Annotated in this window: 9 protein-coding genes; 7 read left to right on the forward strand and 2 right to left on the reverse strand. The window is 72.3% G+C overall.

The window, feature by feature from the left end; all coding sequences use genetic code 11:
- The first annotated feature begins 66 nt into the window (after positions 1-66).
- Entirely contained in the window at positions 67-1,830 is a 1,764-nt protein-coding gene (locus ACFZAM_RS06480; RefSeq protein ID WP_391043233.1) for a FadD3 family acyl-CoA ligase, read from the forward strand.
- A gap of 361 nt (positions 1,831-2,191) precedes the next feature.
- Here ACFZAM_RS06480 and ACFZAM_RS06485 read toward each other — a convergent pair whose 3' ends face one another.
- On the reverse strand, positions 2,192-2,353 hold the full coding sequence (locus ACFZAM_RS06485) for a hypothetical protein (RefSeq protein ID WP_355337672.1): 162 nt from the start codon (positions 2,351-2,353) through the stop codon (positions 2,192-2,194).
- Positions 2,354-2,510: 157 nt separating this feature from the next.
- Entirely contained in the window at positions 2,511-5,444 is a 2,934-nt protein-coding gene (locus ACFZAM_RS06490) for a BTAD domain-containing putative transcriptional regulator (protein ID WP_355337675.1), read from the reverse strand.
- Positions 5,445-6,045: 601 nt separating this feature from the next.
- Here ACFZAM_RS06490 and ACFZAM_RS06495 point away from each other — a divergent pair.
- The 6 genes from ACFZAM_RS06495 to ACFZAM_RS06520 all read left to right on the forward strand — a co-directional run bounded on the left by ACFZAM_RS06495 (position 6,046) and on the right by ACFZAM_RS06520 (position 12,993).
- Positions 6,046-6,807: an AMP-binding protein gene (locus tag ACFZAM_RS06495; RefSeq protein WP_355337678.1), complete on the forward strand. Its 762-nt coding sequence runs from the start codon at positions 6,046-6,048 to the stop codon at positions 6,805-6,807.
- A 97-nt stretch (positions 6,808-6,904) separates the two neighbouring features.
- Positions 6,905-8,167, forward strand: a complete 1,263-nt coding sequence (locus ACFZAM_RS06500; RefSeq protein ID WP_391043237.1) for an amidohydrolase family protein — start codon at positions 6,905-6,907, stop codon at positions 8,165-8,167.
- Between the two features lie 3 nt (positions 8,168-8,170).
- Positions 8,171-9,127: a TIGR03619 family F420-dependent LLM class oxidoreductase gene (locus ACFZAM_RS06505; RefSeq protein WP_391043239.1), complete on the forward strand. Its 957-nt coding sequence runs from the start codon at positions 8,171-8,173 to the stop codon at positions 9,125-9,127.
- 56 nt (positions 9,128-9,183) lie between these two features.
- Positions 9,184-9,966 carry a glucose 1-dehydrogenase gene (locus ACFZAM_RS06510; protein ID WP_391043242.1) on the forward strand — a complete coding sequence of 261 codons (783 nt, stop codon included), beginning with the start codon at positions 9,184-9,186 and terminating at the stop codon, positions 9,964-9,966.
- Positions 9,967-10,077: 111 nt separating this feature from the next.
- Positions 10,078-11,202: an LLM class flavin-dependent oxidoreductase gene (locus ACFZAM_RS06515; RefSeq protein ID WP_391043245.1), complete on the forward strand. Its 1,125-nt coding sequence runs from the start codon at positions 10,078-10,080 to the stop codon at positions 11,200-11,202.
- Positions 11,203-11,250: 48 nt separating this feature from the next.
- Positions 11,251-12,993 carry an amidohydrolase family protein gene (locus ACFZAM_RS06520; protein ID WP_391043246.1) on the forward strand — a complete coding sequence of 581 codons (1,743 nt, stop codon included), beginning with the start codon at positions 11,251-11,253 and terminating at the stop codon, positions 12,991-12,993.
- Positions 12,994-13,191 lie beyond the last annotated feature (198 nt).

Here is a 13,191-nt window from a genome sequence, read left to right on the forward strand (position 1 = left end):
CGAACTGCTGACAGGTCGTCAGGCTACCGTTAATCTGACGGGTAGTCAGCTACGGGAGAGGACGTCATGGATGTGGACCTGCGGGACGACGATCCGCGCGACACCTCGTACGGCGACACCTCGTACGGCGACACCTCGTACGGCGACACCTCGCACGGCGACACCTCGTACGGCGACGCCTCATCCGAGGGCGGTGCCTTCAACGACGGTTCATCCACGGCCGGTTCACCCGCCGACGACCCCCGCGCCGATCTCCGCTGGGGCACCCTGCCCCGCCTGGTGCGCGCCGCCGCCCGCGCCCACGGCGAGCACGAGGCCGTCGTGGACGGCCGCACCCGCGTCAGCTACGCCGAACTCGGCGCCCGCGTCGAAAGTGCCGCCGCCGCGGCCGTCGCCTCGGGACTGCGCCCCGGCGACCGGGTCGCGATCTGGGCGCCCAACTCGCTGAACTGGATCGTCGCCGCGCTCGGCGCGGTCAGCGCGGGCGGCGTCCTCGTCCCGCTCAACACCCGCTTCAAAGGCGCCGAAGCGGCCTGGATACTCCAACGCACCCGCGCCAGGCTGCTGTTCGTCACCGGCACCTTCCTCGGCACGTCGTACGTGGCCGCGCTGCGCCGCGCCGCGGGAGAGGGCGACGGCGAGGGACCGTTGCCCGGCCTGCCGCACCTGCGTGACGTCGTCGTCCTCGGGGACGACGCGCCGCCCACCGGATTCCTGTCCTGGCACGGCTACGTGGCGGCCGGCGCCGACGTACCCGCCGCGACCGTACGCGCCCGCGCCGACGCCGTGGCGCCCGGCGACCCCTCCGACATCATCTTCACCTCGGGCACGACCGGACACCCCAAGGGCGCCGTCATCACGCACGCCCAGACGCTGCGCGTATACGGCGTCTGGAGCGCGCTGGCCGGACTGACCGCGGGGGACCGCTACTTGGTGGTCAACCCCTTCTTCCACACCTTCGGCTACAAGGCGGGCGTCATCGCCTGCCTGATGCGCGGCGCCGTGATCGTGCCGCAGCCCGTCTTCGACGTGGACACCGTCCTCGCCAACATCGCCGCCGAGCGGATCTCCGTACTGCCGGGCCCGCCCACCCTGCACCAGTCGCTGCTCGACCATCCGGCGCGCGCCGCCCACGACCTGTCCGCGCTGCGGCTCGTCGTCACCGGGGCCGCCGTCATCCCGCTGGAACTCGTCGAACGGCTGCGCGCCGAACTGCGGATCGCCACCGTTCTGACCGCGTACGGACTCACCGAGGCGTCCGGCACCGTCACCATGTGCCGCAGGGGCGACCCGGCCGCGACCGTCGCCGTCACCTCGGGGCGCGCCATCCCCGACACGGAGGTACGGGTCGACGCCGCGCCCGGCGCGCCCGGCGAAGTCCTGGTCCGCGGCTACCACGTCATGTCCTGCTACTTCGAGGACCCCGAGGGCACCGCCCGCGCCGTCGACCCCGACGGCTGGCTGCACACCGGCGACATCGGCGTCCTGGACCCCGAGGGGAATCTGCGGATCACCGACCGCCTCAAGGACATGTACATCGTCGGCGGCTTCAACGCCTACCCGGCGGAGATCGAGCGACTGCTGCTGCGCCACCCCGACATCCGCGACGCCGCCGTCATCGGTGTCCCCGACCCCCGCCTCGGCGAGGTCGGCCGCGCCTATGTTGTCCGCCGCCCCGGCTCCACCCTCACCGCCGACGACCTCATCGCGTGGTCGCGCCGCGAAATGGCCAACTACAAGGTCCCGCGCGGCGTCCGCTTCGTCCCCGAACTCCCGCGCAACGCGGGCGGGAAGGTCAAGAAGAACGAGCTGCGTACGGCCGCGGACTGACCCGCGCCCGGCCCGGCCCCTGACGAGGCTTGATTTGCGAGCGGCCCCGGCCCGCGGAAGCGGACTGACCCGCGCCCGGCACCGGACCCGGACGCGGACTGACCGCGGCGCCCCCTCCGCGCCGCGGTCAGTCTTTGGTGCGCCCCCGGGTGCGTGCTGTGGAACCCCCCGCAGTCACCCGGCCCCCCCTTGGGCGGCTTTCACCGGTCCCCCTCGGCCCCCACCGAGGTTCCCCGGTCCCCCGATCCCCCGTGTTCCCCTGTTGCCCCGTGCTGTTTTCCCCTGATCAACCCCGTGGGTCCCCCTGCGGTCCCCTTGGGGTCCTCCGCGGCCCCGCCCTCCCCAGAGCGGGGTACGGAAGCTACTTGGTGGTGCCGTCCGTGTGGAAGTTGTCCGGCTTGACGACGGGCTTCTTCGGCGTGAGGAGCCCGTCCGGAGCCGTCTGCTCGGTGCCGTCGGTGTGGAAGTTGTCCGGGTCGACCGGCGGGTCCGTCTTCGGAAGCTTCGGAACTTCGGTGCTCATGGTGCTCTCCCTGTGTGCTTGGGGACGTGCTGTCGTGAAAGCCCGCCCGGTGGCGACCCCCGTACACCACCGAGCGGGCAGCTCGTGCAGTGATGGAATCGTGGCATCCACCGATAATCAACTGATAAACGGGCGCGTTGAGCGAATCGACCTGGGCTTATACCGCGACAGAGGGGGATGATTCGTCCCCCAACAGGCGCCGTACATCGGCCGCTTCGGGTGAACCGAGCGCGGTGAAGACGGCCAGGGCGTCGTGCCAGCAGGCGTGGGCACGGACCGGCTGGCCCATGCCGTCGAGCGCGCTGCCGAGTACGGTCAGGGCGTTGGCGGTGCGCCACTCGCCGCCGACCTCGCGGAGGATGACGAGCGACTGCTCGGTGTGGGCGGCGGCCTGCCGCCAACTGCCGCCCGCGAGGTGAACCTTGGAGAGCCGGAAGAGCGTCATGCCCTCCCAGAACTGCTGCCGCGCCTCCCGGAAGATGCCCAGTGCCTCGGTGAGGCAGCTCAACGCGTCGTCGAGGCGGCCCTCCGCGGTGAGCGCGATGCCCATCGCGTACAGGCCGTTGCCGAGCCGGAAGCCGGCGCCCAGTTCGCGGTAGATCGCGACGACCCGTTCGGTCGCCGCCACCGCGGCGGCGATGTCGCCCAGTTCGATCTGCGCGCGGGAGAGATTGCTGAGCGCCGCCGCCTCGCCGTGCTTGTTGCCGTCGGCGCGGAAAGCCTCAAGGGCGGTGGTGTGGTACTCCGCGCACGCCTCGAAGCGCTGGCCCTGATGGGCGATGCTGCCGCGCAGATTGGGCGCGTAGCTCGACGTCATCGGGTCCTCGGCGGCCAGGCCGAGCACCAGGGCGCGCTTGGCCTCGGTCTCGGCCTCCTCGAACCGGCCCGACATCCGCAGGAGTTGGCCGAGCCAGATCCGCCCGCGCCCCTCCACCAGCGTGTCCCCGCAGTCGTGCGCCGTCGTCACCAGTGTCCGCGTCGCCTGCTCGTATTGCCGCGCGTAGACACCGGACTCCATCAGGTCCTGGGCGACCAGCAGCAGGTCGACGGCGCGGCGCATCGGGCCCTCGCAGCCGCCGTCCGCGGCCTGCTGGACGGCCGCCAGCAGATTCTGCGCCTCGGAGAAGAGCCATTCCAGGGCCTCGTCCGGGGCGCCGAAGGTCAGGCCGGAGTGCGCGGTGAGGGCGAGGTGGTCCAGGACGCGGTCGCCGGGGTTCTCCAACTCGTAGGCGCAGGAGGCCGAGGCGAGGTAGAAGTCCAGCACCCGCGACAGCGCCGCGCAGCGCTCCCGCGGTGTCTCGTCGCGCTCCGCGCACTCGCGGGCGTACAGGCGCAGCAGGTCGTGGAAGCGGTAACGGGCGGGCGCGGCGGACTCGATGAGGCTGATGTCGACCAGTGCCTCCAGCAACTCCTCGGCCTCGTACGGGTCCAGGTCGAGGGTGGCCGCCGCCGCGTGCAGCGAGATGTCCGGGCCGTCGGCGAGCGAGAGCAGCCGGAAGGCGCGGGCCTGCGGCGCCGACAGGTGGCCGTAGCCGAGGGCGAAGGTGGCCTTCACCGCGAGGTCCCCGGCCCGCAGTTCGTCCAGCCTGCGCCGCTGGTCGGCCAGTTTGTGGGCGAGTACGGAGACGGTCCAGGTGCGGCGGGCGGCCAGCCGGGACGCGGCGATCCGGATGGCCAGCGGCAGGAAGCCGCAGGCCGCCACGACGTCGAGGGCGGCCTGGCGTTCGCTGGTGACGCGCTCCTCGCCGACGATCCGGGTGAAGAGCTGGAGCGCCTCCTCCGGCGACATCACGTCGAGGTCGACCAGATGCGCGCCCGCCAGGTCGACCATCCGCACCCGGCTGGTGACCAGGGCGGCGCAGCCGGGGGTGCCCGGCAGCAACTGGCGGATCTGCGCGGCGTCGTAGGCGTTGTCGAGCAGCGCGAGCACGCGGCGGCCGTCGAGGGTGGAGCGGTAGAGCGCGGCGCGGTCGGCCAGCGACTCGGGGATCGCGGAGTCCGGGGTGCCGAGCGCGCGCAGGAACGAGCCGAGTACGGCCTCGGGTTCGGCCGGGCGTGGGTCGGTGCCCTGGAGGTCGACGTACAACTGCCCGTCGGGGAAGGAGTCGCGGGCCGCGTGGGCGACATGGACGGCGAGCGTGGTCTTGCCGACGCCGCCGATGCCCGCGACGGCGGAGACCGCCATCACCCCGCTGCCCTGCGACGCCTGGGCCAGTTGCTCGCTCAGTTCCCTGACCACATTGCGGCGGCCGGTGAAGTCCGCGACGGTCGCGGGCAGTTGCGCGGGCCGTACGATCTCGGCCGGTCCGGCGGCGGAACCGGCCGGGGCGGCGAGCGAGGGGTCGGCCTCCAGGATCTTCTGGTGCAGGTCCTTCAGCTCGGCCGACGGGTCGATGCCCAGCTCTTCGGCGAGCAGGCGGCGGGTGTCGGCGTAGACGCCGAGCGCCTCGGCCTGCCGGCCGCTGCGGTAGAGGGCCAGCATCAGCAGGGCGCGCAGCCGCTCGCGCAGCGGGTGTTCGGCCGAGACCGCGGTGAGTTCGGAGACGGCCTCGGCGTGCGCGCCCAGCTCCAGGTCCAGTTCGAGACGGGTCTCGATCAGGCCGAGGTGCCATTCGGCGAGCCGGTTGCGCTGCGTCTCGGCGTGCGGCCCCGGAAGGCCGGCCAGCGGCTCGCCGTGCCACATCTCCAGCGCGGTGCCCAGCAGTTCGCGGGCGCGGACCGGGTCGACGGCGCGCTGCTTGTCGGCCTCGGCGGCCAGCCGCTCCACGACGGCGCAGTCCAGCGCGTCGTCGGCGACCCGCAACGAGTAGCCGCCGGAGTCGGTGACCAGGGCCTCGGGGCCGAGCGCCTTGCGCAGCCGGAAGGCGTACGAACGCAGCGCGGCGAGCGCGGTGTTGGGCGGTGACTCTCCCCAGACGGCGTCGAGCAGTTCCGACGCGGTCGCCGTGCGCCCGCCGCGCAGCAGCAGCGCGGCCAGCAAGGCGCGCTGCTGTGGTGCGCCGGTGACGATCGGCTCGTCGTCTCGCCAGGCGCGCACCGGACCGAGGACCGCGAACCGCAGGCTGTTGCCCGGTTCCGTCCTGCTTTCCATCTCTGCCCCCTGAACGTGGACCTGCTCATTGTGTACCCGCGCCTGGAGCGGCGCACTGCTTGTGCCAGCCTCCGGCGGTGGTCGGCCGCCGGGCGCTGAATGGTGCGTGACCCGATTATTCGCGAAGCCGGGCGCCCCCGCGGCCCGTCGCCCGCACGTATATCAATCGTTCATCGCCGGACGGAACAGTTGTCCGCATGGCGCACGGGACCGAGGGTTCGGCACCGTCCGTGCCAGTTTGCCGTGTCGGGCCGCCGGGGTCACCCCGTGCAAGGACCCGAACCGGACTTGCAGCAAAAGTTGGGCTGGAATTTGAGGTTCCGTCTGTGCGTGCGCGGAGGTTGTGCTGTGTGGGACTGGTCCATGCCGGTGTGTGTCCTGCGAAAGAACAGGTAGCGGGCGTTTCATGTGTGCTGAGTGCACGAGTCATGCGGCAGGTGCCGGTGAGCCGGACGGGCCGATCGGGTCACTGCCTGTCAGGCCGAGGCACCTGCCGTCGGCCGCCGGGTCCGAGCTGTTCCGGGCTCCGGTACGCGAGGTGCGCCCGGTGCGCCCGGCCGGATCCGTACGACGGATGCCGGCCCCGGCCGCGGGGCCCGCGATGAGCGGCGAGGGCCGGGAGCGGCCCGGCGGCGGGGGCGGCGGCAACGGCGGCACGCGGCGGCTCGGGGACGCCGGACGGCTGCCCGGCGAACTGCTGCGCCGCCGCGCCGAGCGCGCCCCGCAGGCCGTGCCCGCGCTGCCGTATCCGCGGACGACCGTCAGCGGCACCGCGGGGTGCAGCTTCGCCGAACTCGACCGGCGGGCCCGCGCGGTGGCCGCCCGGCTCGGCAGCCTGCTGGCTCCCGGCGCGCGCGTGCTGCTCGCCTATCCGCAGGGCCCGGACCTCGCGGGCGCCTTCTTCGGCTGCCTGTACGCGGGGATGGCCGCGGTGCCGCTGGTGCTGCCGGGACCGGGCGCCAACGACGCGGTCTCCCGCGCGGTCCGCCGCTGCGACCCCGACCTGGTGCTGACCGGCTCCGACGGCTGGTCCGCGCTGGCCGTCGACCGCACCCGTACCCAGGTGATGGAGGCGGACGGCGTCCGCGTCGCGGGCGAGCCCGTGTGGCGGCTGGCGCAGAACTGGCGGCCGGTCGGCGTCCTGCGCAGCGCGCCCGCGTACCACCGCTACTACGACGACGGCGTGGTCGGCGGGCGGCTGGAGCCCGCGATGGCGCACGCCGATCTCACCGAGGTGATGGGGGAGCTGGCGCAGGCGGTACGGCTGGGCACCGACGAGGAGAACGTCGGCTGGATCGCGGCCGTGCACGGCGTGGAGGACGCGGTGTGGCGGATTCTGCTGCCGGTGCGGGTGACCGACTGACGGCCGCCGCAGCCGGGGAGCCCCGGAGGCCCGTAGTGCCGACGATGTGACGACACGTTAGCTGACGGATCGTCAGATCGGCGCTACCGTTGTGCCCATGGAGACCTTCCCGAAGATCATCTCGGTGGATGACCACACCGTGGAGCCCGGCAACGTCTGGCGGGACCGGCTCCCGTCGAAACACCACGACACCGCGCCGCGCATCGTGCGCGCGCCCCTGAAGGAAATGACCTTCCTCGGCGGCCGGTTCGCGCCCACGATGGGCGAGCCGGGGGACGAGGGACCGCTCGCCGACTGGTGGCTGTACGAGGGCCTGCGCCGCCCGCTGACCCGGCTCGACACCGCCGTCGGCTACTCGCGCGACGAGATCAGGCTCGAAGCGATCACGTACGAGCAGATGCGGCCGGGCTCGTACTCGGTGCCCGAGCGGCTGGCCGACATGGACGTCAACCATGTGCAGTCCGCGCTCTGCTTCCCCACCTTCCCGCGCTTTTGCGGCCAGACCTTCACCGAGGCCGAGGACCACGACCTCGGGCTGCTGTGCGTGCGCGCGTACAACGACTGGATGGTCGAGGAGTGGTGCGGCCCGCAGGCGGGCGGGCGGCTGATACCGCTGACCCTGATACCGCTGTGGGACGCCGAGTTGGCCGCCGCCGAGGTACGGCGCAACGCGGCGCGCGGCGTACGCGCTGTCTGCTTCTCCGAGATCCCGCCGCACCTCGGACTGCCGTCGGTGCACACCGACTACTGGGACCCCTTCTTCCGTGCCTGCGACGAGACCGGCACCGTCATCGCCATGCACATCGGCTCCTCCAGCCGGATGCCGTCCACCTCCGCCGACGCGCCGCCCGCGGTCGGCTCCACCATCACCTTCGCCAACTGCTGCTTCTCGATGGTCGACTGGCTGATGTCCGGCGCCCTCGAACGCTTCCCGAACCTCAAGATCATGTACGCCGAGGGGCAGATCGGCTGGATCCCGTACATCCTGGAGCGCGCCGACGTCGTCTGGGAGGAGAACCGCGGCTGGGGCGGGGTCGCCGACAAGGTGCGGCGCCCGCCGTCCGAGACCTTCGCCTCGCACGTCTACGGCTGCTTCTTCGACGACGCGGTCGGCCTGCGCAATCTCGACGCGGTCGGCGTCAGCAACGTCCTCTACGAGACGGACTACCCGCACTCCGACTCCACGTGGCCCACGTCGCGCGAGGTCGGCGAGGCGCAGATGGGCCACCTCTCCCAGGACGTAGTGGAGCGGATCGTGCGCGGCAACGCCATCGACCTGCTCGGCCTGACCCCCGACGGCCTGTGGCCCGGGCCCGGTTCGAGCGCCGGGCCGGTCCCGGGACCCGGCGCGGGGGCGTAGGCCATGGGCGTCCCGCGCGTGCTGCCGCCAGGGCGGCTCTCCTACGGCATGCAACTCCCCGTCCAGTCGCAGAGCACGATGTACGCCGAGGGCTGGGAGGCCGACGCGGGCCCGGCCGAACTCGCCGCCGTCGCCCGCGCCGCCGACCGGCACGGCTTCGCGTACGTGGCCGTCTGCGACCACATCGCGGTGCCGCGCAGGCTGGCCGCCGCGATGTCCACCACCTGGTACGACCCGGTGGCCACCCTCGGCTATCTCGCCGCCGTCACCGAACGCGTACGGCTGCTCAGCCATGTCGCGGTCGTCGGACTGCGGCACCCGCTGGCCACCGCCAAGCAGTACGCGACGCTCGACCGGCTCTCCGGCGGGCGGCTGATCCTCGGTGTCGGGGCCGGGCACGTGGTCGAGGAATTCGACGCGGTCGGCGCGGACTTCGCCGGGCGCGGCGGTGTACTCGACGAGACCATCGACGCGCTGAAGGCGGCGCTCGGCGAGGACGAGTTCCCCGAACACCACGGCGAGCGCTACGACTTCGCCGGTCTCGGGCAGCGGCCACGCCCGGTGCAGACGCCCCGGCCGCCGGTCTGGGTCGGCGGTTCGTCACCGGCCGCCGTCCGCAGGGCCGCCCTCAGGGGTGACGGCTGGCTGCCGCAGGGCGACCCGCGCGACCGGCTGCCGGGCCAGATCGACCGCGTCCGGCGGCTGCGCGCCGAGGCCGGGATCGCCGACCCGATCGAGATCGGCGCGATCACGGAACCGCTCTACGTCGGCGAGCCCGGCTGGCACGTCGGCCGGTACACCCTGCACGGCAAGCCGGACGCGCTCGCGGAGAGCCTGCGCGCCTACCGGGCCATGGGCGTCGACCAGATCCAGGTGCGCTTACGCAGCCGGGGCGTGGCCGAACTCCTCGACCAGATGGCGGCGTTCGCCGCCGATGTGGCACCGCACCTCGACACGTGAGTCCCGTTGACCCCCCCGTTGACCCCCCCGTTGTCCCACCACCCCCGGAGGCCCGGATGGGCAAGCTCGACGGCCGTACCGTCCTGATCACCGGCGCCGCGCGCGGCCAGGGCGAGCAGGAGGCCCGGCTCTTCGCCGCGGAGGGCGCGCGCGTGCTGCTCGCGGACGTGCTGGACGACCAGGGCGCGGCGCTGGCCGAGGAGATCGGCGACGCGGCCCGCTACACCCGGCTCGACGTCGGCAGCGAGGACGACTGGACGGCGGCGCTGGCGTACGCCGACGAGCAGTTCGGCGGCCTCGACGGACTGGTCAACAACGCCGGGATCCTGCGCTTCAACGCGTTGGCGGACACCCCGCTGGAGGAGTACCTCCAAGTCGTCCGGGTCAACCAGGTGGGCGCCTTCCTCGGCATGCGGGCCTGCGCGCCCGCGCTGACCGTCGCGGGCGGCGGCACGATCGTCAACACCGCCTCGTACACGGCGCTCAGCGGCATGGCGCTGCTCACCTCGTACGCGGCGACGAAGGCGGCGATCGTCGCCATGACGCGGGTGGCGGCGCTGGAGCTGGCGCCGCACGGGATCAGGGTGAACGCAATGTGCCCCGGCGCAGTCGACACCCCGATGGCCAATCCCGCGGTGCTCGACCCGGCCGCCGACCAGGAGGCGATGGCGGCGGCCACCGCCCGCTTCTACCGCAAGCTGCTGCCGCTGGGCCGGATGGGCCGGGCCGACGAGATCGCCAGGCTCGCGCTCTTCTTGACCAGTGAGGACTCCTCGTACGTCACCGGGCAGCCGTTCGTCATCGACGGCGGCTGGCTGGCGGGAGTCGCGGCGCTCTGAGTCCGCCGTCGAGCGTATCTGACGGTCCATCAGCTATTGACGCCCCACCGTGCCGGTGGAAGAGTCGGATCAGATCTGACGGAGCGTCAGAAACCGGAGGATGGTGACCCCTTGGAATTCGGGCTCTTTGTACAGGGATATGTGCCCGCCGCGCGGGCCAAGGCCGACCCCGAGGCCGAGCACCACGCGCTGATCGAGGAGACCGAGTACGTCATCCAGGCGGACCGCTCCGGCTTCAAGTACGCCTGGGCCTCCGAGCACCACTTCCTGGAGGAGTACTCGCACCTGTCGGCCAACGACGTCTTCCTCGGCTATCTCGCCCACGCCACCGAGCGCATCCACCTCGGCTCCGGCATCTTCAACCCGCTCGCGCCGGTCAACCACCCGGTGAAGGTCGCCGAGAAGGTCGCCATGCTCGACCATCTCTCCGGCGGACGCTTTGAGTTCGGCTCGGGGCGCGGCGCGGGCAGCCACGAGATCCTCGGGTTCATGCCGGGCATCACCGACATGAACCACACGAAGGAGATCTGGGAGGAGACCATCGCGGAGTTCCCCAAGATGTGGCTCCAGGACGAGTACCCCGGCTTCAGCGGCAAGCACTGGTCGCTGCCGCCGCGCAAGATCCTGCCCAAGCCGTACGGCCGCTCCCACCCGGCGATGTGGTACGCGGCCGGCTCGCCGCCCTCGTACGCGATGGCCGCCCGCAAGGGCCTGGGCGTGCTCGGCTTCAGCGTGCAGAAGGTCTCCGACATGGAGTGGGTCGTCGAGTCGTACAAGTCGGCGATCGGGCAGGCCGAGCCGGTCGGCGACTTCGTCAACGACAACGTGATGGTGACCTCGACCGCGATCTGCGCAGAGACCACCGAGAAGGCGCGGCAGATCGCCGTGGGCGGCGGCCTCAACTACCTCCAGTCGCTGCTCTTCCGCTACCACGACACCTTCCCGCGCCCCGACGGCATCCCGGTCTGGCCCGAGCTTCTGCCGGACTACACCGAGGAGTTGATCGATCTGCTCATCTCCGAGGAGCTGATGATCTGCGGCAACCCCGACGAGGTGCTGGCGCAGTGCAAGCGCTGGGAGCAGGCGGGCGCCGACCAGTTGACCTTCGGGCTGCCGATCGGCATCGGCTACGAGGACACGATGAACACGATCAAGCTGATCGGCGAGCACGTCATACCCGTCATCGACACCGATCCGGTGCACCGCACGACCCGGTTCCGGCAGGCGGCGGCGTAACGCGACCGGGCGGCACGCGCCAGCGCGACGTACGAGAGGAGCACACCCGTGTTCGACCATGTGATCAAGGGCGCCACCGTGGTGGACGGCACGGGCGCGCCCTCCCGTACCGCCGACGTGGCGCTGCGCGGCGGCCGGATCGCGGCCGTCGCCGAACCCGGCGGCCTCGGCGAGAGCGGGCGCTCCCAGGAGGACGCCACCGGCCTCGTCCTGACCCCCGGCTTCGTCGACCCGCACACCCACTACGACGCCCAGCTCTTCTGGGACCCCTTCGCCACGCCCTCGATGAGCCACGGCGTGACCACCGTCGCGGGCGGCAACTGCGGCTTCACGCTCGCGCCGCTCCACCCCGACCGGCCCGAAGACGCCGACTACACCCGGCGGATGATGTCCAAGGTCGAGGGCATGTCGCTGGCGGCGCTCGAAGAGGGCGTCGACTGGACGTGGTCGTCCTTCGGCGACTACCTCGACGCCCTGGAGGGGCGGATCGCCGTCAACGCCGGTTTCATGGTGGGCCACTGCGCCCTGCGCCGCCACGTGATGGGCGCCGACGCGGTCGGCGGACAGCCCACGCGGGACCAACTCGACGCCATGCTGCGGCTCTTCCACGAATCCATGGAAGCCGGCGGCTGGGGCCTTTCCACCACGCAGTCCAGTACGCACTCCGACGGCGACGGACGGCCGGTCGCGTCCCGGCACGCCCGGCCGGACGAACTCCTGGCCCTGTCACGGGCGGTGGGCGAACACGAGGGCACCCAGATCGAGGCCATCGTGGCGGGCTGCCTCGACCAGTTCGCGGACGAGGAGATCGACCTGCTCGTGGAGATGAGCGCCGTCGCCGGGCGCCCGCTCAACTGGAACGTCCTCACCATCGACGCCGCCGTCCCCGAACGCGTCCCGCGCCAACTCCTCGCCTCGGAGCGGGCCCGCAAGGCGGGCGGCCGGATCGTCGCCCTCACCATGCCGATCCTCACCCCCATGAACATGTCGCTCGGCACCTTCTGCGCCCTCAACCTCATCCCCGGCTGGGGCGACATCCTCGCCCTGCCCGTCCCCGAACGCATCGCGCGGCTGCGGCAGCCCGCCGTACGCGCCGAGATGCTGCGCCGCGCCGCCAGCCCCGAGGCCGGGGTCTTCCGCCGCCTCGCCGACTTCGGCCGCTACGTGATCGGCGACACGTACAGCGACGCGAATCAGGGGGTCTCGGGGCGGGTCGTCCGCGACATCGCGGCCGAACGCGGGCAGGAACCCTTCGAGACGATCGTCGAGATCTGCGCCAACGACCGCATGCGCACGGTGCTCTGGCCGATGCCCACCGACAACGACCCCGACTCCTGGGCGCTGCGCCGCCGCACCTGGGACCACGAGGACGTCATGCTCGGCGGCTCCGACGCGGGCGCCCACCTCGACCGGATGTGCGGCGCCCCGTACACCACCCGCTTCCTCGGCGACTGCCTGCGCGGACGCCAACTCCTGCCGCTGGAACGCGCCGTCCGCATGCTCACCGCCGACCCCGCCCGCCTCTTCGGCCTGCGCGGCCGAGGCGTGATCGCCCCGGGCAACGCCGCCGACCTCGTCCTCTTCGACCCCGAACGCATCGACGCGGGCCCCGCCACCCTCCTCCACGACCTCCCCGGCGACAGCCCCCGCCTCGACTCCCGCGCCACCGGCATCCTCAGCGTCCGCGTCAACGGCGTCGAGACGATCCGCGACGACACCGTCACCGGTGCCATCCCCGGCACCGTCCTGAGATCCGGCCGCGACACGGCAACCGTCCGAACCACCCCCTGAGCGGCGGAGGGCCGCGGGGCCGGTGCCGTGCTGGGCGCTGCCGTGCTGGGCGGTGCGCGGGCGGGGCGTCGCGCTCACCCCGCTGGAGGCGGACGATGAGGTACGGCTGCCGGTCCGCGTCGGTCGTCGCGTTGGTCGTCCCATCGGTCTTCGCGTCGGCCGCCGCATCCGTCTTCGCGTCGGACTCCGGTTCTGGGC

Source organism: Streptomyces sp. NPDC008079, from assembly GCF_042957385.1.
Classification (GTDB): Bacteria; Actinomycetota; Actinomycetes; order Streptomycetales; family Streptomycetaceae; genus Actinacidiphila.

Bases quoted from the DNA above. Each gene is read 5' to 3' on its own strand.
- ACFZAM_RS06480 (WP_391043233.1), top strand. From the start codon at position 67: ATGGATGTGGACCTGCGGGACGACGATCCGCGCGACACCTCGTACGGC.
- ACFZAM_RS06485 (WP_355337672.1), bottom strand. From the start codon at position 2,353: ATGAGCACCGAAGTTCCGAAGCTTCCGAAGACGGACCCGCCGGTCGAC.
- ACFZAM_RS06490 (WP_355337675.1), bottom strand. From the start codon at position 5,444: ATGGAAAGCAGGACGGAACCGGGCAACAGCCTGCGGTTCGCGGTCCTC.
- ACFZAM_RS06495 (WP_355337678.1), top strand. From the start codon at position 6,046: ATGAGCGGCGAGGGCCGGGAGCGGCCCGGCGGCGGGGGCGGCGGCAAC.
- ACFZAM_RS06500 (WP_391043237.1), top strand. From the start codon at position 6,905: ATGGAGACCTTCCCGAAGATCATCTCGGTGGATGACCACACCGTGGAG.
- ACFZAM_RS06505 (WP_391043239.1), top strand. From the start codon at position 8,171: ATGGGCGTCCCGCGCGTGCTGCCGCCAGGGCGGCTCTCCTACGGCATG.
- ACFZAM_RS06510 (WP_391043242.1), top strand. From the start codon at position 9,184: ATGGGCAAGCTCGACGGCCGTACCGTCCTGATCACCGGCGCCGCGCGC.